This window comes from Shinella oryzae (assembly GCF_023038235.1).
In the GTDB taxonomy this organism is placed as follows: domain Bacteria; phylum Pseudomonadota; class Alphaproteobacteria; order Rhizobiales; family Rhizobiaceae; genus Shinella; species Shinella sumterensis.
Genome location: NZ_CP081988.1, coordinates 928,114 through 950,228, shown reverse-complemented (window position 1 = coordinate 950,228; position 22,115 = coordinate 928,114). Strand labels below are relative to the sequence as shown.

Here is a 22,115-nt window from a genome sequence, read left to right as displayed (position 1 = left end):
TCCTGCCATCATAGGGTTGGGAGGACGAAGGACAGCTGTCCTTCGTCCCAAGAATGTAAGCTTCAGCTTACTTGTATTCGCCTTACTTGTACTCGACCGGGAAGCCGATCTGGGGCGGTGTGAGTTCCTTGCCGAACCAGGTCTTGTAGGAATTGGCGTAGAAGTCGAATTCCACACCGGTCATCGCTTCGTGGAGTGCGGTGTTGACGAAGTTCAGCCAATCCTGGTCGCCGCGCTTGACGCCGCAGGCATAGGTCTGCGGGTTCCAGCCGTAGCCGGCATCCTTGTAGCGGCCCTGGTTCTGGGTCATGTACCAGGCGAGCGACGACTGGTCGGTGGCGGCGGCGTCGGCACGGCCGGATTCGAGTGCCTGATAGATCATGTCGACGGACTCGTATTGATCGACATTGGCTTCCGGCAGGGCGGCGTGCACCATGGCCTCTGCATAGACATTCTGCAGCACCGAGATCGTGACGGACGAGCCAGCGGCCTTAAGCGCATCATAGTCGGCATATTTGCCATCAGCCTTGAGCATCAGGCCAACGCCTTCCCGATAGTACGGAATGGTGAACGCGATCTGCTGGGCACGCTCGCCGGTCACCGTCATGAACTGGCATGTCAGGTCCACCTTGTCCGTGGTGATGTTGGGAATGCGTGCGTCCGACGACTGGTTCACATATTCGATCTTGTCGGGATCGCCGAACAGCGCCTTGGCGACGATGCGTCCCATGTCGACATCGAAACCCTGCAGCTTGTCGTCGGCACTCTTGAAATGCCACGGCGCATTGGTGCTGCCGGTTCCCAGAACGAGATGACCGCGTGCGAGCACTTCATCGAGCTTGCTTCCGTCAGCAAGCACGGGAGTGGCGAAGAATGTGGCTGCGGCCATCGCAATCATACCGGCGCGTGAGAAATTGTTCATCGTGTTCCCCTGATATCTGAGCGCTTCTTAAATCCAGTATATTGGACATATGTCTGCATTACCGGATTGACATATGAAGTCCCTTAGCCGATGGATTGTCAATAGTGGTTTACCGATAATTATGGAGACGCGGAGGAACCCCTCTCGCCCTCGAGCCCGCATGGAGGTCCTCGTGACATTTTCGCCTGCTGATATTGCCGAGATACAGACGCCGGCCGTGTTGATCGACCTCGATGTGGCCGTCGCCAACATCCGTCGGTTCCAGGAATATGCCGACAGCCACGCCCTGAACGTCCGTCCGCATATCAAGACCCACAAATTGCCTGCGATCGCGGATCTGCAGATAGCGGCGGGTGCGATCGGGATCACATGCCAGAAGGTTTCCGAAGCCGAGGCGATGGTTGCGGGTAGCCGCTCGATCGCTGACGTTCTCATCACCTACAACATCGTCGGCGCGGAGAAACTTCAGCGTCTCAAGGCGTTGGCGGCGCGGGTGAAGCTTTCGGTCGTGGCCGACAGCGTGGCGATCGTGGACGGCCTCTCGGCAGCGTTCCGCGAGGAAGCGCAACCGCTCACGGTGCTGGTGGAATGCGACACCGGTGCCAACCGGTGCGGTGTGCAGACCTCTGATGCGGCAACGTCTCTCGCGGCATATATCCACAAGATGCCGGGCCTGGTTTTTGGCGGCTTGATGACCTATCCGCCGGCTGGGGGCGAAGCGGCGGTCGAGGCGTTCATGCGCGTGGCCAAAGCGAACATCGAGGCCTTGGGAATAGAGGTTCCCGTCATCACGTCCGGCGGCAGCCCCTCCATGATGCACGCGGCCGACGCGCCAACGACAACGGAGTACCGGCCCGGTACCTATGTCTACAATGACCGGTCGCTCGTATCCCGCGGTGCCTGCAGATGGGAGGATTGCGCCCTCACGGTCTTGGCGACCGTTGTCTCCGTGCCCGCAGCGAACCGGGCGATCATCGACGCCGGATCGAAAGTCCTGACGTCCGATCTTCTCGGGCTGACGGGCTACGGGCATGTCCTGGGTCGCGACGATATCGCTATCGACCAGTTGTCCGAAGAACACGGACGCCTGATCAGCAGCGGGCCGATTGGCCTTTCCGTCGGAGACAAGATCCGTATCGTGCCAAATCACGCATGCGTTGTGACCAACATGGTCGATACCGTTTCCGTCATCGGCAACGGTTTGCTTCGGACCGAGGCCTGGCCGGTCACGGCACGCGGCATGGTGGTTTGATTCAAGCAATTCGGTGGCGGCCGGGGATGTAATCGACTCTTTTTATAGAAAATTTTGATCCCGCTGATGCCCGCCCTCCGGGCAATATCGTTCGCAGGCGCCGTTCGGCTATGAAAAGCTGTTCTGCGCTGCTGACGATCGGGAGTTAAAGTCGTTTTTTCGATCGTTTTTGATCGGAATAATTCCGCTTTTGTCGGTCGATATCCTGTGCAAGTGTTTGTGCAGACGATCTTTGATGAAAGAAATTCCATGCAGTTCTCCAAGGCAATCGAATATTCGAATGCCCCTCGAATGAGAGGGATGAGCCGCATGAACCCATGTCCGGCAGGGTTGGACATGAGGACGCGCTAGAAACGGCGATCGACGTCTGAAGCGATCGCGTAACCGCAAAGACGGTTCACCACATTCCCGTCACGTCATAGCGACCCGTTTCGATCGAAACGGGCGCCAAGGAGTCGAGCATGCTTATCACAAGACGCCAAGGACTGGGCCTTCTGGCCGGCGCCGCGGCAACGCTTTCCCTGCCATCGATCAGCCGCGCCCAGCAGGCGGCGAAAACGGTCATCGGCGTGCAGAACGGTCTGCCCTACCTCAACTTCATCGTCGCCGAAAAGCTCGGCCTGTTTGAGAAGCATGCTGGAGAACTCGGCGTGAAATCGGACTTCGAGATCACCCGTCTCGGCGGTCCCACTGCAATTACCGAAGCGATTCTCAGCGGCAACGTGCAGATCGCGGCCCTCGGCATCCAGCCCCTGTTGATCGGCTGGGAAAAGACGCTCAACAACTACAAGATGGGCGGCATCAGCGGTTACTGGAAGGGCTCCTACACGATCTATGCGAACGATCCGGCCATCAAGTCGATTGCCGATATTCGCCCGACCGACAAGATCGCCGTACCCGGCCCGACGAGCTCGCAGGCGGTGATCCTGCGTCGTGCGGTGGAGAAGATCTTCGGGCCCGGCAATGCAAACAAGTTCGACGAGCAGCTCGTCACGCTGCCCCATCCCGACGCGGTTGCCGCACTTTCGACCGGCAACACGGTTCAGGTCTATTTCGCGCTCTCGCCCTTTACCGAAATCCTTGCCAAGGCGCCTAACGTCCATGTCATCGGCAAGTCCCCCGACTACAATCCGCCTGGCCTCACCAACGGGGTGACGGCCGGCCTTTCGAACTTCGTTTCGGAAAATCCGGTCGTCATCAAGGCGTTCCTGGCGGCACTCGGCGAAGCCAACGCATTCATTCCGGCAAACATCGAGAAGACGGCGGAAATCTACTTCGCGGCGGAGCCGTCCAAGCTTGCCGACGACGAGAAGGTCGCGATCATCCGCAACAACGCGAATGAATACACGACCACGCCGAATGGCGTGATCGACACTGCCAATTTCATCGGCAAGCTTGGCCAGCTCAAGACCGTGCCGGCCAAGTGGCAGGACGTCTTCTTCGCACCGATCAACGAAGGCGAAGGAAGCTAAGCGCGGACAATGCGCTGAGCATTGTCGTCGCGGCCCCGCTCCGGCGGGGCCGTGGCGCAGGAAGGACAGCCCGCATGCAACAGACCAATGGCCGGAACACCAGTCCGAGCGAGCCGCTTCTCGCGGTCGATGGCGTGACGCTGCAATATGCGACGCGCCAGCAGATCGTGACGGCCACGCATCGTGTGTCGTTCGATATGTACGAGCATGACCGGTTCGTTCTTCTGGGCCCTTCGGGTTGCGGAAAGTCGACGCTGCTGAAGAGCATCGGCGGCTTCCTGTCGCCGGTCGAGGGCGAGATCCGGCTGAAGGGACAGCGTATCGCCCGGCCCGGACCGGACAGGATGATCGTCTTCCAGGAATTCGATCAGCTGCTGCCTTGGCAGACCGTGCTGCAGAACGTCGTTTTCCCCATGCGCACGGCCGGTCGCTTCGCGCGTGGCGAGTGGGAAGACCGCGCGCGCGCCGCAATCGCCAAGGTCGGACTCGGCAAGTTCGTCGATGCCTATCCGCATACGCTGTCCGGCGGCATGAAGCAACGTGTGGCGATCGCGAGGGCACTGGCGATGGAGCCGGCCGTCCTGTTGATGGACGAGCCGTTCGCGGCACTCGACGCCCTGACGCGCCGGCGCGTGCAGGAGGAGCTTCTCGATTTGTGGGCGGAGATCCGCTTCTCCATGATCTTCGTCACGCATTCGATCGAGGAGGCCATCCTGCTGGCAAGCCGGATCGTGGTGATGACCCCGCATCCAGGCCAGATCATCGCGGAACTCGATGCGACGCGCTTTGCCCACGATCAGTCGGGAAGCGACGAATTCGTCGCGTTCCACAAGCAGATCAACGGCATGCTGTTCGGTCAGCAGAAGGTGGCAAATGGCTGACGTTTCGACACAGGCGCAAAAGCAGGTGATAGAAGTCGCCTTCCGCCCGGACATTCATCGTCCATTGGCCGCGGCAAATGCCATCGGCGACGTGACGCAGAAGCTCGGCCTCTTCGAGCGCCTGAGCGAGAAGACGTGGCTGCGCCGCCTGGCCGTCATCCTCGTGCTCGTCATCGCCTGGGAACTTTACGCCCGTTACGCCAGCAACGAGCTGATGTTCCCTTCCTTCAGCAACACGGCGCTTGCGTGGTGGGAGGGCGTTCGCTCCGGCGTGCTCATCCGCGCCGTCTACGGCACGATGCAGGTGCTGCTTCTTGGATACGCGGTCGCGATCGGCATTTCCGCGCTCATCACGACGCTTGCCATCAGCACCCGCGTCGGCACCGATGTGTTGGCCACGATGACCGCGATGTTCAATCCGCTCCCGGCCATCGCTATCCTGCCGCTCGCCCTTCTGTGGTTCGGGCTGGGTGTCACGAGCCTCGTCTTCGTCATCGTGCATTCGGTGCTGTGGGCGGTGTCGCTCAACACGTTGACCGGCTTCCTCTCCGTCAGCCAGACGCAGCGCATGGTGGGGCGCAATTACGGGCTGAAGGGTGTCGGCTTCGTGCTGCGCATTCTCGTTCCCGCCGCCTTCCCCTCGATCCTGTCCGGGCTGAAGATCGGCTGGGCCTTCGCCTGGAGAACGCTGATTGCGGCAGAGCTGGTCTTCGGTGTCTCCGGAAGCTCCGCCGGCCTCGGCTGGTACATCTTCCAGAACCGGAATGCGCTGGAGACCGCGAATGTCTTCGCCGGCCTGCTGACGGTCATCATCATCGGTCTTCTCGTGGAGGGCGTGGTCTTCCGCAGCATTGAGGCCGTCACCGTGCATCGCTGGGGCATGCAGAACAGCTAGGGCGGCGCCCGGCTCAACTTCGTTGGCAGATAATCATGGTTACCATAAAGCAGGTTGAAGCGGCCCATTGGGTGGAAAAGCTCGGAAGCTTTCACGCGGCCGCCGAACGCCTCAACACCACGCAATCAACGATATCCAAGCGCATCCAGGAACTGGAGCAGTCGCTCGGCTTCGCCGTCTTCGACCGGTCTCACAAGATGTCCCAGCTCACGGTGCAGGGGCGCGGCCTGCTGGACGATTTTTCGGCCATGCTCAGCCTGCATCACAAGATCGAGCACTATGCCAGCAGTGACGAGGGTTATTCCGGCTACTTCCATCTTGGTGCAACGGAAATGGTGGCGCTCACGTGGCTGCCGAAGCTGATCGGCGCCATCACCGCACGTTTTCCCAACATCAATCTCAAGACCAGCATCAATATGACGCATGAGCTTCAGGCGAAGTTCAGCGAATACAAGCTGGATCTCGTATTGTGCCCGATGACACACAGCGAGGCGCTGGCCGGGCAGCCGTCCGTGCCCTTGCAGCCGCTGGAATCCGCCTGGATGTGCGGCTCGGGGTTTTCGCTCGGTCGCCAGGGCATCCTCTCGCCGCAGGACATTGCCGGCCTGCCGCTCCTGACCTTCAACGAAGGCTCGCTCCTGCATCAGACCGTTGTGAAGACGCTGGCCGAACACGGCCACACGGCGCGCCAGACCATCACCTGCAGCAGCATGATCGCACTGGCGGAGCTGGTGCGCGAGGGGCTGGGCATCGCCTATCTCCCGCGCGAGTACTTCCAGGCCTATGGCGGCCTCAGTGTGGTCCATACGAGCATGGCGATGCGCCCGCTGCAATATGCGGCGATCTACCGGGACGACCTGATCGCCTCGCAGATCGCGCGCCTGGCGCAGGACCATTGCAGATTTGCGAGGCCGGGCGCGTGACGAACCTAAAGCCACGGCAAAGCATCACCGCCGCGATCACGGATCGAGAAAATCGATCGGGTGCGGCCGATTTATTTCGCTTGATCGAGGGCGGCCTTGCCGGGCTTTTCGGCGGCAAAAGCCTGTCACGTGCAGGCCATGGAGGCGTGATTGTCTGATAACACCCAAACCGTTGCCGAACAGCTGAAGGCGTTCGAAGGACAGCTTCTCGGCCTCATTCCGGTCGATCGTATAAAGGCGGTGAATTTTCCGCGCCCGGCGCCCGATATCATCGAGCGCTACAAGCGGCTGCCCGACCTCACGTCCTCGATCGCCGACATCCTCGACCAGTTCGGCGTCGACAGTGCGATCCCGACGACGCTGCTGGCGCCGCTGGCGCCCGGCCAGCGCATGGTCGGCCCGGCTGTCACCGTCAAGCATGGGCCCGCACGCTTCAATGCCGGGCACAACGTTGCCAACAAGACCAGTCCGCAGCTCGGTGCCGTGGATGAAGTGACCCTCTCCAGAGCCGGTGACGTGATGGTGATCGACGGCAGCGCGGTTCCGACCGCCTCCAACATCGGCGGCATCATGGCCACGGCGGTTGCGGCGAAGGGCTTTGCCGGCGTGGTGGTCGATGGTTGTGTCCGCGATGTGGAAAACATGAAACGCATGGGGCTTCCGGTCTGGGCGCGCGGAGCGACCCCACGCACCGGCAAGCACCGCATGGAGCTGGTGGAATTCAACGGCAAGGTGGATGTCGCCGGCGTGCAGGTTCTGCCGGGCGATCTGGTGCTGGGGGATTCCGACGGCGTGATCATCGTGCCCTACGACCTGTGCAAAGAGGTGCTGTTGCGCGCGGAGCAGGTCGCAGAGAAGGAAAAGGTCCTGCTCGGCGCCATCGAATCCGGCGCCTCCGCCAAGGAAAGCGCCTCCATCATTTCGCCGGACAAGTGGTGAGCGGCATGGCCCAGCGCCCACGCCTCATGTTCGTCGGCTTCGGTGAAGCGGCCTCGCTTTTCGCCAAAGGCTTTGCGCAGCAAGGCGTGGAGCGGCTTGCTGCCTACAGTCCGTCGGTCCATGGCGGTCCGGGCGAAGCCCTGTTGCGCAATCGTGCGGCACAGGCGGGGACGACTTTGCTCTCCGGGCCTGAGCAGTTTTCGGACGCCGAATGGATCTTTGCGATGGTTCCGCCCGTCAGGGCGCGCGAGGCCGCCGCATCCGTCGGACCGCACCTGATATCGGGGACGTTCTACGTCGACTTTTCCTCCGCAGCGCCGGCCGACAAGCGCGCTGCCGCCGAGATCGTTTCGGCGGGCGGCGGACGGTATATCGATGCCGGCATCATCGGCTCCGTGCCCACCTCCGGCCACCGCGTCCCGGTCATCGCTTCCGGCGCGGATGCCGGCGTTTTCCGCGACACGTTCGCACCCCTTGGCATGGACATCACGCTGGTCGGTGATGCGGTCGGCGTGGCTGCGGGAACGAAGCTCGTCCGCAGCATTCTCGCCAAGGGGCTGGAAGCCCTTTATGTCGAGGCGCTGGTCGTGGCTGAACGCTCGGGCGTGACAGGGGAGGTGCTCAATACGTTCTGCGCCTTTCTCGATGCGCGCAGCGCGCGGGACACGGCGGCGATCCTCCTCAAATCCCATGTCGTGCACGCCGCGCGCCGGGCCGACGAGGTGTCGCTGGCCCGCGACCTCGTCCGGGAGGCGGGCGTCGAACCCATCATGACAGACGCCATCATTCGCGTGATGCGGCAGACGGCTGTGACATCCGCCGCCGATCGCGTCGGCCGGCGCCAGCCGGGCAGCCTCGAAGAGGCGCTGGCCGTTCTTGAAACCGAGTTGCCGGGCTCCGCCTCCGGCGCCGATCCATCCTGAAGATTGGAGACTTCCATGAGTTCGTCTCACGATAGAGAAAACGCGATCGCCCTCGCCAAGGAACTGCTCTCGTTCGGTTCCGCCGTGGTGTTCGATTCGCAGAACCGCACGGGCGCGCTGGCATCGGCGATCAAGCCGCTTCACCGCGACATGAAGATCGCCGGCCCCGCCTTCACCTGTGCCTGCGAGCCCGGTGACAACCTCACGCTTCATGCCGCGCTGAAGATGGCGGCCCCGGGCGACGTGCTGGTCTGCGATGCCATGGGGGCGACGGAGCAGGGCATGTTCGGCGGCGTTATGGCAAGCTGCGGCCTCGGGCGCGGTCTGGCCGGGCTCGTCACGGATGGCGGCGTGCGCGACAAGCTGACCATCATCGAGGTCGGTTTTCCGATCTTCGCCGGCAATGTCTGCATGAAGGGCACGGTCAAGGAGGTGCTCGGCCCGGTCAACGCGCCGATCACGCTCGGTGGCGTCCTCGTCCGGCCCGGCGATCTTGTCATCGGCGATGAGGACGGTGTCGTCGTCGTGCCGGCGGAGACGGCGGAAGCGGTGCTCGATGCCTGCCGCAAGCGCGCGCAGAAGGAAGCCCAGACGGTCTCCGCTCTTGCCGATGGCAGAACGCCCTGGGATGTCAACGATCTCGGCGGCTTCCTCCGCGCCAAGGGCGTCGCGGTCAATTTCTAAGACGACAACAGCACGGCCGATCGTTCGGCCGCAGGACCCTTAAGATGAAGATCAGCAATATCGAGACCTTCCTGTTTCATCCCGGCAGCGGCAAGAACCTGCTGTTCGTGCGCGTCGAGACGTCCGATGGCACCTATGGTTGGGGCGAGGCCTATGTCGGCGTGAAGAAGGAAGCGATCGTCGAGAAGTACGTCAACGCCATGGCGCCTTATCTCGTCGGCCGCAGCCCCTACACGATCCGCCACATGGCGCAGGTCATGTTCGACGATTTCGCCATCCGCCGCACGTCGGTCGATTTTCTCTGCGCCTGGAGCGCCATCGAGATCGCGCTCTGGGATATCGTCGGCAAGCTCTCCAACCAGCCGGTCTATAATCTGCTGGGGGGCCCGGTGCGCGAGAAGGTCCGCATCTATGCGAATGGCTGGTGGTATGGCGTCACCAATATCGAGCAGACCGTGGAGCGCGCGCTGCAGGTCAAGGACATGGGTTACACCGCGCTGAAGTGGGATCCGTTTCCCGGTCCGTGGCGCACCTTCATCTCCCGCGAAGAAGAGGACTATGCGGTCGACAATGTCCGCGCGGTGCGCGAAGCACTCGGGCCCGATATCGATCTCCTGATCGACGCGCATCGCCGCGTCGCGCCGCATCATGCCATCCGCGTGGCGCGCCGGCTCGAGGAATTCGGCATCTTCTGCTACGAGGAGCCCTGCCTTTCGGACAATATCGATCTCGTCGCCGAAGTGCGCCGCTCGATCGCCACGCCCGTCGTGACCGGCGAGACGCTCTATACGAAGGAGCAGTTCGCGCAGGTCTTCGAAAAGCGCGCGGCCGATATTCTCAATCCGGATATCTGCGCCGTAGGCGGTATTCTCCAGATGCTCGACATCGCCGCCATGGCGCAGCCGCACGCGATCGCGATCAGTCCGCACAACTATAACAGCCCCATCATCGGCCTCGCCGCGACGGTGCATCTGTCCGCGCTTATCCCGAATTTCCTCATCGCCGAATGCTTCATCAACCTGTCGGACGCCTGCGCGGAAATCGCCTCGCCCGGCCTGACGATCGAGGATGGCTGGGTCGACCTGCCGACCGGCCCGGGCCTTGGGGTGGACATCGATGTCGATGCCCTTCGCCGGCATCCCTACAAGGATTTCCCGCACAAGGACATGCGCCAGTACTGGGAAGAGTTCCCGCGCAAGAATTACGTCTGGGGCGTCGCGAACGTTACCCGTTGAGAACCGGAGACCGAAAATGACCGATTTTGCTTTGACGCCCGAACTGCTGGCCCGCTACGAAACCGTAACCGCGGCAACCGCGCATGAAGCCATGGGCCGCAAGGGCGCGCTCGACTCCGCGATCAAGCCGATCCGCAGCGGCATGCGCGTGCTGGGGCCGGCCTTCACCTGCGTCTGCCCGCCCGGCGACAACCTGACGCTTCATGCGGCATTGAAGCTTGCCAAGCCTGGCGACGTGCTCGTCTGCGCGGCCGCGGGCTTTACCGAACAGGGCCTGTTCGGCGACGTCATGGCGAGCGCCGCCAAGGGCAAGGGCCTTGCAGGCCTGATCGTCGATGGCGGCGTGCGTGACGCCAGCGACATTCACCGGATCGGCTTCCCGGTCTTCAGCCGCTCGATCTCGATCAAGGGTGCGGTCAAGGAAACGCTCGGGCCCTTGAACGAGCCGATCGTCGTCGGGGGCGAACTGGTTTCGCCGGGCGACCTCATCATCGGCGACGACGATGGTGTGGTGGTTATCCCGAAGGCGCTGATTGCCGAGACCGCAGACGCCTGCCTCGAGCGCGAGCAGAAGGAAATCCGATTCCGCGAAGCGCTTCTTCAGGGCAACACGACCTGGGAAATGCTCAACCTCAACGCCCTGATGGAAAAGAAGGGAAGCGCCTTCCGCCTGTAAGCGGTGGGGCTTGCGACGGCATGACCACTATCGATCAGACGATCAATGAGCTCGAAGCCCTTTTCGGAACCCGTGTTTCGCGCGCCGAAGCGGTGCGCAAGCACCATGGCGACGATCTCTCCTATATTCCGGCCATGCTGCCGGATGCGGTGTTCTTCGCGGAAAGCACGAAGGATGTCAGCCAGGCGCTTGCGATCTGCAATGCCAATCGCACGCCGGTCATACCCTTCGGCACGGGCACGTCGATCGAAGGGCAGACCCATGCCCTGAAGGGCGGCATCTCCATCGATGTCTCGGGCATGGCCGATATCCTCGCCGTGAACGAGGCGGACTTCGACGCCGTGGTGCAGCCGGGGGTTCGCCGCAAGCAGCTGAACGAGCATCTTCGCGCCACCGGCCTGAGCTTCCCTGTCGATCCGGGCGCGGATGCCTCGATCGGCGGCATGGCGGCGACCCGCGCCTCGGGTACGAACGCCGTGCGCTATGGAACGATGCGCGAGAATGTGCTGGCGCTGGAAGTGGTGTTGCCGGACGGCAAGGTCATCCGGACCGGAACCCGCGCCCGCAAGTCCTCGACCGGCTACGATCTGACCAAGCTGTTCGTCGGCTCGGAAGGCACGCTCGGCATCATCACGGAGGCGACCGTGCGGCTTCATCCGATCCCGGCGGCCATCTCGTCGGCCGTCTGCACGTTCGGTTCTCTTCAGGGGGCTGTGGACGCGGTCATCGCGACCATGCAGTCCGGCGTTCCGATGGCCCGCATAGAGTTTCTCGATGAGGTCGCCATCGAGGCGGCCAACAACTATTCCAAGCTCAGCCTGAAGATCGCGCCGACGCTGTTCCTCGAATTCCACGGGACGGAAGCGGGCATCAAGGAGCAGGCGGAAACGGTAGAGGCCATCGCCGCCGAATATGGGGCGGACGGCTTCGAATGGGCCTCGCGCCCGGAGGATCGCAATCGGCTCTGGCAGGCGCGGCACGATTCTAGCCACGCCACACGGGCGCTGCGTCCCGGCTCGGCGAACTTCGTGACGGATGCCTGCGTGCCGATCTCCGCGCTTGCGGACAACATTCTGGCCGCGCGCGCGGATGCCGATCAGTCGTTCCTGCGCACGAAGATCAACGGTCATGTCGGCGACGGCAATTTCCACGTCAACTATCTCGTCATGCCGGGTGCGGCGGACGAGATCCGCGAAGCCGAGCGGCTGGCGGCGCGCGTGGTGGAACGCGCGCTCGAAAGCGGGGGCACGGCCAGCGGCGAGCATGGCATCGGCATCGGCAAGCTGAAATTCATGCGCCGCGAACACGGGCCCGCGCTGGAAAGCATGGTCGCCCTCAAGCACGCCTTCGATCCCAACGACATCATGAATCCCGGCAAGCTCGGCTCGCTGCTCGACTAGCCGGATCTTCCATAAAACATCCTCATGAGAAGGAACTTGCAATGACACAGTCCCCGGAATTGACCCGGCGCAGTCTTCTCGCCGCAGGCCTTGGTGCCGGTGTTTCAATCGGGCTCGGCCTGCCGGCATTCGCCGCGCAAAGGGAAATCAATATCGGCATCAATACCGGCCTGCCGTTTCTTCCCTACGCCGTCGCCGAACAGCTCGACCTGTTCAATACGACCGCAAAGGATCTCGGCGTCACGGACGCGACATTCGCGATCCGCCGCATCAACGTCGCCACCGCACTGATCGACGCCATTCTTACGCAGAACGTCCAGTTCGGCACGCTTGGCAACCAGGCGCTCCTCAACACCTGGGCCAAGACGCGGGGCAACGTGAACTTCCGCGGTATCTCGGCTTACTGGAAGGGCAAGTTCTCGGTCTTTTCCAACACGGACAGGATCAAGAGTTTCGCGGATATCGGGCCGGACGACAAGATCGCCGTCCAGGGGCCGAAAAGCGCGCAGGCGCTTTACGTCAAGCTGGCTGCCATGCACTATTTCGGGCCGGATCAGGCACACCGCTTCGACAACCAGCTCGTTCTGTTACCGCACACCGAGGCCGTGACGGCGCTGACGCGGTCGGATGCCATCCAGGTCTATATGGGGATTTCCCCCTATTCGGAATTCGTTGCGAAATCGCCGCGGGTTCACCTTCTGGCGACCTCGCGCGACTTCGCCGATCCGGCGACCACCAATGCTTTTCTCGGCGCCATCGAGCGTGTTTACACGGCGCACCCCGATGTTCCAGCCGTGATCATCGAGACCCTGAACCGTGCCAACAAGATTATCCTCGAGGATCCCGAACAGGCGACCAAACTGTATTCCGCCGCGGAAAAGACGCCTCTGTCGTTTGACGAGTTGCGCGCTGTCATCGCGGCGAGCAATGATGACTATGCCACCGTGCCGAACGGCCTCATGAAGGTGGCGAATGTCATGCGCGAGCTTGGAGACCTGAAGGATGTTCCCGCGTCCTGGAAAGACTTCTTCACCGGCCCGATCACGCAAACCGAAGGCAGTTGATCTCGACTGAACAGGAGCAGAGCCTTATGTTGCCTACGCCCGAGCGGCAGACGATCGCGACCCATTGGGGTCTCTACCGGCCGAAGATGGTCGATGGCACGATCGCTCGCCTCGATCCCTTCGAGCTGGACAAGGATCCCGTGTCGCTTGCAGAGGGGCTGGTCGAGGCCCACTCCGCGCCGTCGCGCATCCTGAGGCCGGCGGTGCGGCAGTCGTTCCTCCAGGCGCGCGAGGCAGGACGCCGCGGTGCCGGCGACGGCGCGGGCAGGGGCTATGAGCCCTTCGTCGAGCTGCCCTGGGACGAGGCGCTCGACCTCGCGGCCGCCGAGCTGGATTACGTACGCCGTACCTTCGGCAACAAGGGCATCTATGGCGGCTCCTACGGCTGGAGTTCGGCCGGACGGTTCCACCACGCGCAGAGCCAGGTGCATCGTTTCCTCAACAGCATCGGGGGCTATACGCGCTCGGTGCAGAACTACAGCTTCGCCGCCGCGGACATGATCCTTCCGCATGTCATCGGGAGCCGGAAGGGCCTGATCGACGGCCACACGTCATGGGAACGCGTCGTCTCGCACGCGAAGATCGTCGTGATGTTCGGCGGCGCGCCGCTGCGCAATGCGCAGGTCGGCTCCGGTGGCGTGGCGTCCCATATCGTTCGCGAGGCGATGGAGCTTTCCGCCGCCAATGGCGTGCGGGTCGTCTCCGTCTCGCCGATCAGGGACGATACGGCGGGCGAGAACGTCGAGTGGCTGCCCATCCGCCCGGGCACCGACACGGCCATGCTGCTGGCGATGATGCAGGTTCTCATCGCCGAGGGACGCGCCGATCTCGACTTCCTGTCGCGCTATACGGTCGGCTACGATAAGCTCGCGGCTTATGTGACCGGTGCCGTGGACGGACTGCCGAAGACGCCGGAATGGGCCGCCGACATCTGCGGGGTACCCGGCGAGACCATCCGGGGTCTCGCTCTTGCCATGGCCGGTACGCGCAGCTTCCTCATGATGTCATGGTCCTTGCAACGGGCGGATTTCGGCGAGCAGCCCTATTGGGCAAGCGTCGCGCTCGCCGCGATGCTCGGGCAGATCGGTCTGCCGGGCGGCGGTTTCGGGTTCGGTTACGCCTGCGCCAACGGTATCGGCAATGCGATACCGGACGTCAAATGGCCCTCCCTGCCGCAAGGCACGAACGCGGTCTCCGACTACATCCCCGTTGCACGTATCGCCGATGCGCTCCTGCATCCCGGCGAGCGCTATGATTTCAACGGCGAGAGCCGGGTCTATCCGGACCTGAAGCTCATCTACTGGGCGGGCGGAAACCCCTTCCACCATCACCAGGACCTCAACCGGCTCCGCCGTGCCTGGCAGAAGCCCGAGACCGTCATCATCAACGACAGCTGGTGGAACCCGCTTGCGCGCCATGCGGACATCGTGTTTCCGGCGACGACGACGCTCGAGCGCGACGATATCGCCTGCTCGGCGCGCGATCTGTTCATCGCAGCCTCCCATGCAAGCCTCGTTCCGGCCGGCGAAGCGCGGGACGATCACGCGATCTTCGCGGGCCTGGCCGACCGGCTTGGCGCACGCGACGCGTTCACCGGTGGGCGGGATATCGAATCCTGGCTCCGGCACATGTATTCCAACGCCCGGCAGATGGCGGCCGGTATCGGTCATGAACTGCCGGAATTCGAGCGCTTCTGGTCGCAAGGCGTCGCCCTCCTGCCGCCGCCCCCGCCGGCGGAACAGACGGATCTGCTCGGCGCTTTCCGCGACGATCCGGAAAAGCATGCGCTGGACACCCCGTCCGGCAAGATCGAGCTCTACTCCGAGACGGTCGCCGGCTTCGGATATGACGATTGCCCGGGGCATCCGGCGTGGCTTGCGCCAAGGGAATGGCTGGGGGCGCCGCTGGCCGCCCGTTACCCGCTCCATCTTCTCTCCAACCAGCCTAAACGTCGGCTGCACAGCCAGTATGATGTCGCGGCCCATTCGCGAAGCGGCAAGGTGCATGACCGCGAGGTGATGCGCATGCATCCCGACGATGCGGCCGCACGCGGGCTTGCCGACGGCGACGTGGTGAAGGTCTTTAACGATCGCGGCGCCTGCCTGGCTGCCGTGGAGACAAGCGGCGATCTTCTGCCCGGCGTCGTCCAGCTCGCTACCGGCGCATGGTACGATCCGCTACCGGCCGCCGCCGACGATCCGCAGCCCTTGGAAATCCACGGCAATCCGAACGTCCTGACGGCCGATATCGGCACATCGCGCCTCGCGCAGGGGCCGAGTGCCCAATCCTGCCTCGTCCAGGTGGAGCGGTTCGATGCGCCGTTGCCGCCTGTCCAGGCCTTCACCCCTCCGCCCTTCGCGTCTCGGCTGCGCGGCACGAAGGCCTGACGAAACCTATCATTTTCCGGGAGCCATCATGGCCGCGCCTGCCACGCACGCCCTTTCTGCCGATCCTTTGGCCCTTGCTTTCGATGCATTCCAGCCGGCCACCGTTTCGGATGCGATGTTTTCGCTCGGCCTGAAGGACAGCGCGCTGGATCCGACTGTCCGGCTGGTGTCGGGACGGCGCATTCTCGGCCGCGCCCGCACTGTCGGCCGCACGCCGATCACAGCCAATGCAGGCCAGGCCGAATTGGCAAAGGACTATGCCTTCGCGATCCAGCAGGTCATCGACGGCTGCAGGCCGGGCACGGTAATGGTGATCGCGACACAGGGGATTGCGAGCCACGCCAACTGGGGCGGCAACATGGCCCACCGCGCCAGCCACCTCGGCGCCGTCGGCCTCGTGACGGACGGTGCCTTGCGTGATGTCGAGGAGATGGAAGGTTATGGCCTGACGGTCTTTGCCCAGGGCACCTCCGTACGCGCCGGACAACACCGCTTCGCCACCACGGTGGCCAACGGGCCTGTCATCTGCGGCGGCGTCAATGTGCGGCCCGACGACATCATTCTGGGTGACCGCGACGGCGTGCTCGTCATTCCGCCGGAACATGCCGGGGACATCGCCCGCAAGTCGGCCGAACTCCTCGGCATCGAAAAAGAGATGCAAGCGTTCATGGACAGCGGCGCCTCGCTCTACGATGCGGTTCAGAAATACAAGGTGCGCTGAGATGGTGCGCTCTGCTTTCGGTTGAACTGAATTCCGGCGCACGACGCCGCCGCTTTGACGAAGGGCCGCGCGGCGTCGTCAATGCCTAGGAGACCACCCAGCATTTTGTCAGCGCATGTCCACCCATGAGCTCGCCGTTCGGGTCGTCGATCCAGCCGCCGACGCGTGGGGTCGTCGCGTCAATGTAGTTGTTGAACATGGGGACGATCACGCCTCCCTGGTCGCGCAGGATCACGGCTGCCTGGCGGTACAGAGCCTTGCGCTTGTCGGTATCGAGTTCGGCACGTGCGCCGATGATCAGCTTGTCGAAGTCCTCCCGGAAGAACCTTGTGTCATTCCATTCCGCGCCGGAGAGATAGGCGAGAGAATACACTTGATCCTGCGTGGGGCGTCCGGTCCAGTAGGACATCGAGAACGGCTGCTTGTTCCACACATCCGACCAATAGCCGTCGCCCGGCTCGCGCTTGATCTCGAGCGTGATGCCACACTTGGCGGCGCTCTGCTGGAAGAGCTGGGCGGCGTCCACCGCACCGGGAAAGGCGACCTCCGACGTGCGCAAAAGGATGGACCCGCTGTGGCCGGACTTCTTGTAGTGCTCCGCGGCCTTTTCCGGATCGAACACCCGCTGTTCGATATCATCGTCGAACAGCGGGTAGCCTTTGATCATTGGCGTGTCATTGCCGACCGTGCCGTAGCCGCCGAGGATCTTCTCAACCATCTCCTCACGATCGACGGCGTATTTCAACGCCAGCCGCAAGTCGTTGTTGTCGAAGGGGGCGGTGTCGCAATGGGCAATCATCACGTAATGACCCTTGCCCGGCACGTTGCGGATCGTGACGCCCGGAACGCGCTTCACAAGCTCCACGACCTTGGGCTCGACCCGGTTGATCATATCGATCTGGCCGCCTTGCAGGGCGGCTGTGCGCGCGGTTGAATCGTTCATCACGATGATTTCGATGCTGTCGGCGTGGCCGCGCACATCGCTGCCCCAATAGCCTTCGTGCTTTTCGCCGACATGGCGCACGCCCGGCTCGTTGACGACGATCTTGTAGGGGCCGGTGCCGATCGCTGCAGTCGGGTCGTCATTGCCGCCATTTGGCTGGATCATCAGGTGGTAATCACCGACCACATAGGGCAGGTCGGCATTGGGCTCTTTCAGCGTAATAACGATGTTGCGCCCGTCGGCCTTCACCGTCTCGAACGCGGAGACAAAGGGCAGCGCTGCCGATTTGGAGTTTTTATCCGCGTGGCGCTCGAAAGTCGCGACGATGTCTTCGGGTGTCAGGACCTTGCCATTGTGGAAGGTGACGTCCTGGCGGATCTTGAACGTCCACGTCCTGGCATCGCGAGAGGCCTCATAGGCTTCCGCCAGGCGGTACTCGATCTCGCCGGCCGGCGAAATCTCGAGCAGCTGTTCGCCCCAACAGCGGCCGAGCGTATACGGCACCTGGCTTGCCCATGTCGCGGGGTCGAGGCTGTCGGTTGCCGCACCGCCGACCATCCCGGCCCGTAATACCCCGCCCTTTACGGGAGACTGGGCCGCAGCGGCGCGCGCGAGCATCGTGTTCGCAGCCGCCGCCGACAGGCCAAGCGCTGCGGCACGCCCGAGAAAATCCCGTCGGTTCAGCCGTCCGCCGAGAAGAAGCCGGCCGAGTTGATCGAGGTCCCTGGACATGCGCGCTTCCCTTCTTTGACAAGATCTCCATGGCCATCTTGCATGCCTGCGGAGCCTTTTGCCAAGTGGGTAGAACGACTTTTTGAGAGGCGGGCGCAAGCGGCCAGCCGGTCGGCCAGTTCTATCGGGAAGTCTGCGAAAACAGCGCGCCAAAGAGGTTGGTTCGCGCCTTCGCTCGGCGTGTCCGCTCGGCGGTCATTCTGCGCTTTCGCGCTTGCGTTCAGCACTGTCGAAGGCACACCGGGAGGCTTCGATGTCCTGCCAGGTGTCTCTGATCCAGCTTGTGAAGGCAGCCAGGGGTTCCAGCATCGACCTGCCACGCGCCGTCAACTCGTATTCCACCCGCGGCGGCACCTCGGGATGATAATGGCGCGCGACAAGGCCGTCCCGCTCGAGATTGCGAAGTGTCAACGTCAGCATCCTTTGTGAAATGTCCGGGATACCGCGTTTTATTGCGCCGAACCGCATTGGTGCATCGGGCGACAAGGCGAGCATGGACACGACGAGGATCGTCCATTTGTCTCCAAGACGCGCCAGCACGCTACCCGGCGCGCAGGGCGTGAGGACAGGCCCACGTGGGGTCTCGATAACGGGGCGGCCATTGATTTCACGCGACACGGATCATGTCCTCCAATGGTTATCCTGATGTAACCGACGCTCAAAAATGTGCCGTCTTGCGGCTAATTTCAATTGGTTCCAGATAATAACCGTCATTAATTACGGATAGTAACTATCATGGATAATTCAGCGGAGTTTCTGATCTTCGGTGCGACCGGGCAGCAAGGCGGGGCCGTCGCGCGCGCCCTGAAAGCGCGCGGCAAAAAGGTCAGGGCCTTCACACGCAATCCCAACAGCGCTCGATCAAAGGCCTTGATCGCCGAAGGTATTTCCCTGGCAGTCGGCGACCTGTTCGACGCTGCTTCCATCGATCGCGCGATGGTTGGGGTCTCGGGCGTGTTCAGCGTCCAGACCAGTTCACCGGGAGGTGAAGTCACCGATGACCAGGAGGTACTCCAGGGAAAGGCGATCGCGGACAGCGCAGTTCGACAGGGGGCCCGGCATATCGTTTATTCCTCGGGCGGCGCCGCGGGCAAGGGCAAAACGGGAATGGGTCACTTCGACAGCAAGTCTGAAATCGAAGCCTACGTGCAGGGCCTCCCGATCATGAGCACGATTACCCGTCCGGCGACCTTCATGGAGATGCTGCTGCTGCCCGGCATGGGACTGCCTCGAGGCGAGTTCACCTTCTTCATGAGACCGGACCAATCCATGCAGATGATTGCTCTCGCCGATTTAGGCCGCATCAATGCCGAAATCCTGATGGCTCCGGATCGTTACTCCGGTGAAGTTATCGAGTTGGCCGGTGCGTCTGTCACCGGCAAGGACTTGCAACATGCGTTCACAAAGGCAGCGGGTCGACCGATCATCTACAAGCGTTTTCCAGATGAATTGCTTGCGGCCAATCCTTTCCTTCGCCGTTTAGCCGAGCTTCTGGATAGCGGCCTGCTCGCCGGAGCGGCCGACCTGACAGCGCTCGCGCGCGAATTCGGCCATCTTGCGTCGCTCGAAGAATGGCTCGGTGGCCCCGGAAAAACGCTATTCGACGCGGCGCTCAATCATGACGGTGCCGAGGTGGCACTGCGTTAACGCCGTCCGGGGACGTTCTTTTCTCTACAACATGAAGAGGGGTGTGATTTCGCACCTCCCCAGAGGCGGCATAACCTCAAGTTTGGTGGGGCGGCAATTTTTTCGCCCTGCCCAGCATACGGCAGACTGCTACCATCTTCATAATAAAGACGGGAACACGGCCTCAAGCGGAAATCCGACGGCCAATCACAACCAGGCAGCTCAGGCGATAACCGGCCCGCAGAGGCGGCGCGCGGGGTGCTGATCTATTGGGGGTCACGATGATGTGGATGGCGCCATCCTTTGTCTGCCGGAAGACGATCGGCAGCGTGGCAGGGTACAGCCCGCGATGATGCCAGCCTCGACCGACGCCCTCATCCGCCTGAAAACCCTCAGCAAGCACTACGGCAGCCACACGGTTCTCGACGGCATCGATCTCGATGTGCGATCCGGCGAGGTGCTTGCCATCATCGGGCCGAGCGGCTCCGGAAAAAGCACCCTGCTGCGCTGTATAAACTATCTTGAGCCGCCGGATGGCGGGACCATCACGATCGGCTCGATGACGATCGACGCTGCTCGACCGGTTGCGCGGGCGGAACTCTCCGGCTTGCGTCGGCGGGTGGGCATGGTGTTTCAGTCCTTCAACCTCTTCCCCCACATGTCGGTTCTGCGCAATGTCAGCCTTGCGCAGGAACGGGTGCTTGGTCGCGGTCGTGCAGAGGCGGAGGAGCGATCCATGCAGCTCCTCAAGCGGGTAGGGCTTGCAGACAAGGCGACACAGTTCCCTGTCCGTTGTTCGGGTGGCCAGCAGCAGCGCATCGCCATTGCACGGTCTCTCGCCCTCGACCCCGAGATCATGCTTTTCGACGAGCCGACTTCGGCGCTTGATCCCGAACTTGGCCTGGAGGTTCTCGCCGTCATGCGGGAACTTGCCGAAACCGGTATGACGATGATCGTCGTCACGCATGAAATGGGGTTTGCCGAGAACGTTTCCGACACCGTCATGATCATGGCCGACGGGCATATCGTCGAGAAGGGACCATCCAAGGAAATCATGCGCAATCCGCAGCAGGAGCGGACCAAACGCTTCCTTCGTGCGGTACACGATCGATGAACGCGGCGGACCTTCTGCCGCTCCTGCGCGGCTTGACCTGGACGGTCGCACTCACGGCCGGTGCCTTTTTCATTGGCGCTGTGCTTGGTGTTCCGCTGCTTGCGGCGCGCCGCAGCCGCCTCTGGCTGCTCCGCTTCATCGCCATGTCCGTTATCCAGATCGTACGCGCCATCCCGCCGATCCTCTGGCTCTTCATCATCTTCTTTGGCCTTGGGATGGGCGTGATGCCGATCAGCCCGTTCAACGCCGCCCTGATGGGCCTCGGGCTGATCGCGGCGGCGAACCTGGCGGAAATCTATCGGGGCGCGGTCGCTTCCATCCATTTCGGTCAGTGGGAGGCCGCGGCGGCGCTCGATCTCGGCCGCTGGTCGACCTTCCGCGATATCGTCGCGCCCCAGGCCTTCCGCGTCGCGCTGCCATCGGCGGCGAGCTACCTGATAGGGCTGATGAAGGAGACCGCGGTCGCCTCGACCATCGGCGTGGCGGAACTTGCCTATCAGGGCAATCAGCTTTCCCAGATGACGTTCCGGGGCCTTGAAGTCTTTGCGCTGGTCGGTCTCTTCTACGTGCTCCTGAGCCTGCCGATCGCCTGGCTCTCGCGCGTCGCCGACGGTTATCTCCGGGCAAAGGTGGCACGCTGATGTTTCCGACCCGAGACGAAATCTCCGCCTGGCTACCCGACCTTCTCGGCGGTCTCTCCATCAGCCTCCAGGTAACGGCCTTCAGCTTGCTGATCGGCATTCCTTTCGGCCTTCTCCTCGCATTGGGGGTTCTCGCCAGGAGCCGCTGGCTGAAAGTTATCAGCCTTTTCCTCGTGGAGATCGGCCGTGGCGCGCCGGCGCTGGTGCTTCTGCAATTCATTTATTTCGGCCTGCCGGCGACGGGGTTGACGCTCGGCTCCTTCTCGGCCGCGATCATCGCCCTTGCCTGGAACACCGGCGCCTATACCAGCGAAATCATTCGCGCCAGCCTTCAGTCCGTCGCGCATGGCCAGCGGGAGGCGGCAGAAGCACTCGGCCTCAACCGGTTCGATGAGCTGCGCTACGTGCTTCTGCCTCAGGGGCTTCGGGTGGCACTTCCCGCGCTGCTCGGTTTCTCCATCCTGATCTTTCAGGGCACTTCGCTCTGCTTCACCATCGCGCTACCGGAACTGGTGAGCCGGGCCTACGAGATAGGGTCGACGACCTTCCGCTACTTCCCCGCGCTTCTCGCCGCGGGTGTGCTCTATGCCGCCATCTCCATTCCCGCCGCGCTTCTCGTCAGCCACGTCGAAAAGCGCGCCGGCCTCTACGCACAACGTTGAAACCAAGCTGAAAGGATACCTGC

The 22,115-nt window shown here is 62.7% G+C and carries 22 protein-coding genes; 19 read left to right on the top strand and 3 right to left on the bottom strand.

Annotation, left to right across the window (positions count from 1 at the left end; translation table 11 throughout):
- Positions 1-82: 82 nt before the first annotated feature.
- Entirely contained in the window at positions 83-922 is an 840-nt protein-coding gene (locus K6301_RS20625) for a transporter substrate-binding protein (RefSeq protein ID WP_247220696.1), read from the bottom strand.
- Between the two features lie 160 nt (positions 923-1,082).
- Here K6301_RS20625 and K6301_RS20620 point away from each other — a divergent pair, with 160 nt between their 5' ends.
- The 15 genes from K6301_RS20620 (at position 1,083) to K6301_RS20550 (ending at position 16,374) form a co-directional block, all read left to right on the top strand.
- Positions 1,083-2,174, top strand: a complete 1,092-nt coding sequence (locus tag K6301_RS20620; RefSeq protein WP_247220695.1) for a D-TA family PLP-dependent enzyme — start codon at positions 1,083-1,085, stop codon at positions 2,172-2,174.
- A 461-nt stretch (positions 2,175-2,635) separates the two neighbouring features.
- Positions 2,636-3,646, top strand: a complete 1,011-nt coding sequence (locus K6301_RS20615; protein ID WP_247220694.1) for an ABC transporter substrate-binding protein — start codon at positions 2,636-2,638, stop codon at positions 3,644-3,646.
- 74 nt (positions 3,647-3,720) lie between these two features.
- Positions 3,721-4,527, top strand: a complete 807-nt coding sequence (locus K6301_RS20610; protein ID WP_247220693.1) for an ABC transporter ATP-binding protein — start codon at positions 3,721-3,723, stop codon at positions 4,525-4,527.
- A complete protein-coding gene (locus tag K6301_RS20605; protein WP_247220692.1) occupies positions 4,520-5,422 on the top strand; it encodes an ABC transporter permease in 903 nt (300 codons plus the stop codon). Before K6301_RS20610 ends, K6301_RS20605 begins: the two co-directional genes overlap by 8 nt.
- A gap of 35 nt (positions 5,423-5,457) precedes the next feature.
- Positions 5,458-6,345, top strand: coding sequence for a LysR family transcriptional regulator (locus K6301_RS20600; RefSeq protein ID WP_247222420.1), 888 nt, complete (start codon positions 5,458-5,460; stop codon positions 6,343-6,345).
- Complete coding sequence (locus K6301_RS20595) at positions 6,342-6,503, top strand: hypothetical protein (RefSeq protein WP_247222419.1); 162 nt, start codon at positions 6,342-6,344, stop codon at positions 6,501-6,503. The genes K6301_RS20600 and K6301_RS20595 overlap by 4 nt, the downstream gene beginning before the upstream one ends.
- Positions 6,496-7,284 carry an RraA family protein gene (locus tag K6301_RS20590; protein WP_247222418.1) on the top strand — a complete coding sequence of 263 codons (789 nt, stop codon included), beginning with the start codon at positions 6,496-6,498 and terminating at the stop codon, positions 7,282-7,284. Before K6301_RS20595 ends, K6301_RS20590 begins: the two co-directional genes overlap by 8 nt.
- Before the next feature lie 5 nt (positions 7,285-7,289).
- Entirely contained in the window at positions 7,290-8,207 is a 918-nt protein-coding gene (locus K6301_RS20585) for a DUF1932 domain-containing protein (protein ID WP_247222416.1), read from the top strand.
- Positions 8,208-8,222: 15 nt separating this feature from the next.
- Positions 8,223-8,891 carry a 4-carboxy-4-hydroxy-2-oxoadipate aldolase/oxaloacetate decarboxylase gene (locus tag K6301_RS20580; RefSeq protein ID WP_247222415.1) on the top strand — a complete coding sequence of 223 codons (669 nt, stop codon included), beginning with the start codon at positions 8,223-8,225 and terminating at the stop codon, positions 8,889-8,891.
- A 44-nt stretch (positions 8,892-8,935) separates the two neighbouring features.
- Entirely contained in the window at positions 8,936-10,126 is a 1,191-nt protein-coding gene (locus K6301_RS20575; protein ID WP_247222412.1) for a mandelate racemase/muconate lactonizing enzyme family protein, read from the top strand.
- A 16-nt stretch (positions 10,127-10,142) separates the two neighbouring features.
- Positions 10,143-10,802, top strand: coding sequence for a 4-carboxy-4-hydroxy-2-oxoadipate aldolase/oxaloacetate decarboxylase (locus K6301_RS20570; protein ID WP_160872377.1), 660 nt, complete (start codon positions 10,143-10,145; stop codon positions 10,800-10,802).
- A gap of 20 nt (positions 10,803-10,822) precedes the next feature.
- Positions 10,823-12,202, top strand: a complete 1,380-nt coding sequence (locus K6301_RS20565) for an FAD-binding oxidoreductase (RefSeq protein WP_247222411.1) — start codon at positions 10,823-10,825, stop codon at positions 12,200-12,202.
- Between the two features lie 41 nt (positions 12,203-12,243).
- Positions 12,244-13,266: an ABC transporter substrate-binding protein gene (locus K6301_RS20560; protein WP_247222410.1), complete on the top strand. Its 1,023-nt coding sequence runs from the start codon at positions 12,244-12,246 to the stop codon at positions 13,264-13,266.
- A 26-nt stretch (positions 13,267-13,292) separates the two neighbouring features.
- Positions 13,293-15,653 (top strand): molybdopterin-dependent oxidoreductase, encoded by a 2,361-nt coding sequence (locus K6301_RS20555; RefSeq protein WP_247222409.1) that lies wholly within the window; start codon positions 13,293-13,295, stop codon positions 15,651-15,653.
- Positions 15,654-15,681: 28 nt separating this feature from the next.
- A complete protein-coding gene (locus K6301_RS20550) occupies positions 15,682-16,374 on the top strand; it encodes an RraA family protein (protein ID WP_247222408.1) in 693 nt (230 codons plus the stop codon).
- Between the two features lie 85 nt (positions 16,375-16,459).
- Here K6301_RS20550 and K6301_RS20545 read toward each other — a convergent pair whose 3' ends face one another.
- Together K6301_RS20545 and K6301_RS20540 are read right to left on the bottom strand one after the other, a co-directional pair.
- On the bottom strand, positions 16,460-18,049 hold the full coding sequence (locus K6301_RS20545) for an ABC transporter substrate-binding protein (RefSeq protein ID WP_247222407.1): 1,590 nt from the start codon (positions 18,047-18,049) through the stop codon (positions 16,460-16,462).
- A 195-nt stretch (positions 18,050-18,244) separates the two neighbouring features.
- Positions 18,245-18,667, bottom strand: coding sequence for a winged helix-turn-helix transcriptional regulator (locus K6301_RS20540; protein ID WP_247222406.1), 423 nt, complete (start codon positions 18,665-18,667; stop codon positions 18,245-18,247).
- 117 nt (positions 18,668-18,784) lie between these two features.
- Here K6301_RS20540 and K6301_RS20535 point away from each other — a divergent pair, with 117 nt between their 5' ends.
- The 4 genes from K6301_RS20535 (at position 18,785) to K6301_RS20520 (ending at position 22,092) form a co-directional block, all read left to right on the top strand.
- Positions 18,785-19,696 carry an NmrA/HSCARG family protein gene (locus tag K6301_RS20535; protein WP_247222405.1) on the top strand — a complete coding sequence of 304 codons (912 nt, stop codon included), beginning with the start codon at positions 18,785-18,787 and terminating at the stop codon, positions 19,694-19,696.
- A gap of 328 nt (positions 19,697-20,024) precedes the next feature.
- Positions 20,025-20,789: an amino acid ABC transporter ATP-binding protein gene (locus tag K6301_RS20530; RefSeq protein ID WP_134650325.1), complete on the top strand. Its 765-nt coding sequence runs from the start codon at positions 20,025-20,027 to the stop codon at positions 20,787-20,789.
- Positions 20,786-21,430: an amino acid ABC transporter permease gene (locus K6301_RS20525; RefSeq protein ID WP_247222404.1), complete on the top strand. Its 645-nt coding sequence runs from the start codon at positions 20,786-20,788 to the stop codon at positions 21,428-21,430. Before K6301_RS20530 ends, K6301_RS20525 begins: the two co-directional genes overlap by 4 nt.
- Positions 21,430-22,092, top strand: coding sequence for an amino acid ABC transporter permease (locus K6301_RS20520; RefSeq protein ID WP_247222402.1), 663 nt, complete (start codon positions 21,430-21,432; stop codon positions 22,090-22,092). Before K6301_RS20525 ends, K6301_RS20520 begins: the two co-directional genes overlap by 1 nt.
- Positions 22,093-22,115 lie beyond the last annotated feature (23 nt).

Coding starts and splice junctions, on each gene's coding strand:
- K6301_RS20625 (WP_247220696.1), bottom strand. CDS start 922: ATGAACAATTTCTCACGCGCCGGTATGATTGCGATGGCCGCAGCCACA.
- K6301_RS20620 (WP_247220695.1), top strand. CDS start 1,083: ATGGAGGTCCTCGTGACATTTTCGCCTGCTGATATTGCCGAGATACAG.
- K6301_RS20615 (WP_247220694.1), top strand. CDS start 2,636: ATGCTTATCACAAGACGCCAAGGACTGGGCCTTCTGGCCGGCGCCGCG.
- K6301_RS20610 (WP_247220693.1), top strand. CDS start 3,721: ATGCAACAGACCAATGGCCGGAACACCAGTCCGAGCGAGCCGCTTCTC.
- K6301_RS20605 (WP_247220692.1), top strand. CDS start 4,520: ATGGCTGACGTTTCGACACAGGCGCAAAAGCAGGTGATAGAAGTCGCC.
- K6301_RS20600 (WP_247222420.1), top strand. CDS start 5,458: ATGGTTACCATAAAGCAGGTTGAAGCGGCCCATTGGGTGGAAAAGCTC.
- K6301_RS20585 (WP_247222416.1), top strand. CDS start 7,290: ATGGCCCAGCGCCCACGCCTCATGTTCGTCGGCTTCGGTGAAGCGGCC.
- K6301_RS20580 (WP_247222415.1), top strand. CDS start 8,223: ATGAGTTCGTCTCACGATAGAGAAAACGCGATCGCCCTCGCCAAGGAA.
- K6301_RS20575 (WP_247222412.1), top strand. CDS start 8,936: ATGAAGATCAGCAATATCGAGACCTTCCTGTTTCATCCCGGCAGCGGC.
- K6301_RS20570 (WP_160872377.1), top strand. CDS start 10,143: ATGACCGATTTTGCTTTGACGCCCGAACTGCTGGCCCGCTACGAAACC.
- K6301_RS20565 (WP_247222411.1), top strand. CDS start 10,823: ATGACCACTATCGATCAGACGATCAATGAGCTCGAAGCCCTTTTCGGA.
- K6301_RS20560 (WP_247222410.1), top strand. CDS start 12,244: ATGACACAGTCCCCGGAATTGACCCGGCGCAGTCTTCTCGCCGCAGGC.
- K6301_RS20555 (WP_247222409.1), top strand. CDS start 13,293: ATGTTGCCTACGCCCGAGCGGCAGACGATCGCGACCCATTGGGGTCTC.
- K6301_RS20550 (WP_247222408.1), top strand. CDS start 15,682: ATGGCCGCGCCTGCCACGCACGCCCTTTCTGCCGATCCTTTGGCCCTT.
- K6301_RS20545 (WP_247222407.1), bottom strand. CDS start 18,049: ATGTCCAGGGACCTCGATCAACTCGGCCGGCTTCTTCTCGGCGGACGG.
- K6301_RS20535 (WP_247222405.1), top strand. CDS start 18,785: ATGGATAATTCAGCGGAGTTTCTGATCTTCGGTGCGACCGGGCAGCAA.
- K6301_RS20530 (WP_134650325.1), top strand. CDS start 20,025: ATGATGCCAGCCTCGACCGACGCCCTCATCCGCCTGAAAACCCTCAGC.
- K6301_RS20525 (WP_247222404.1), top strand. CDS start 20,786: ATGAACGCGGCGGACCTTCTGCCGCTCCTGCGCGGCTTGACCTGGACG.
- K6301_RS20520 (WP_247222402.1), top strand. CDS start 21,430: ATGTTTCCGACCCGAGACGAAATCTCCGCCTGGCTACCCGACCTTCTC.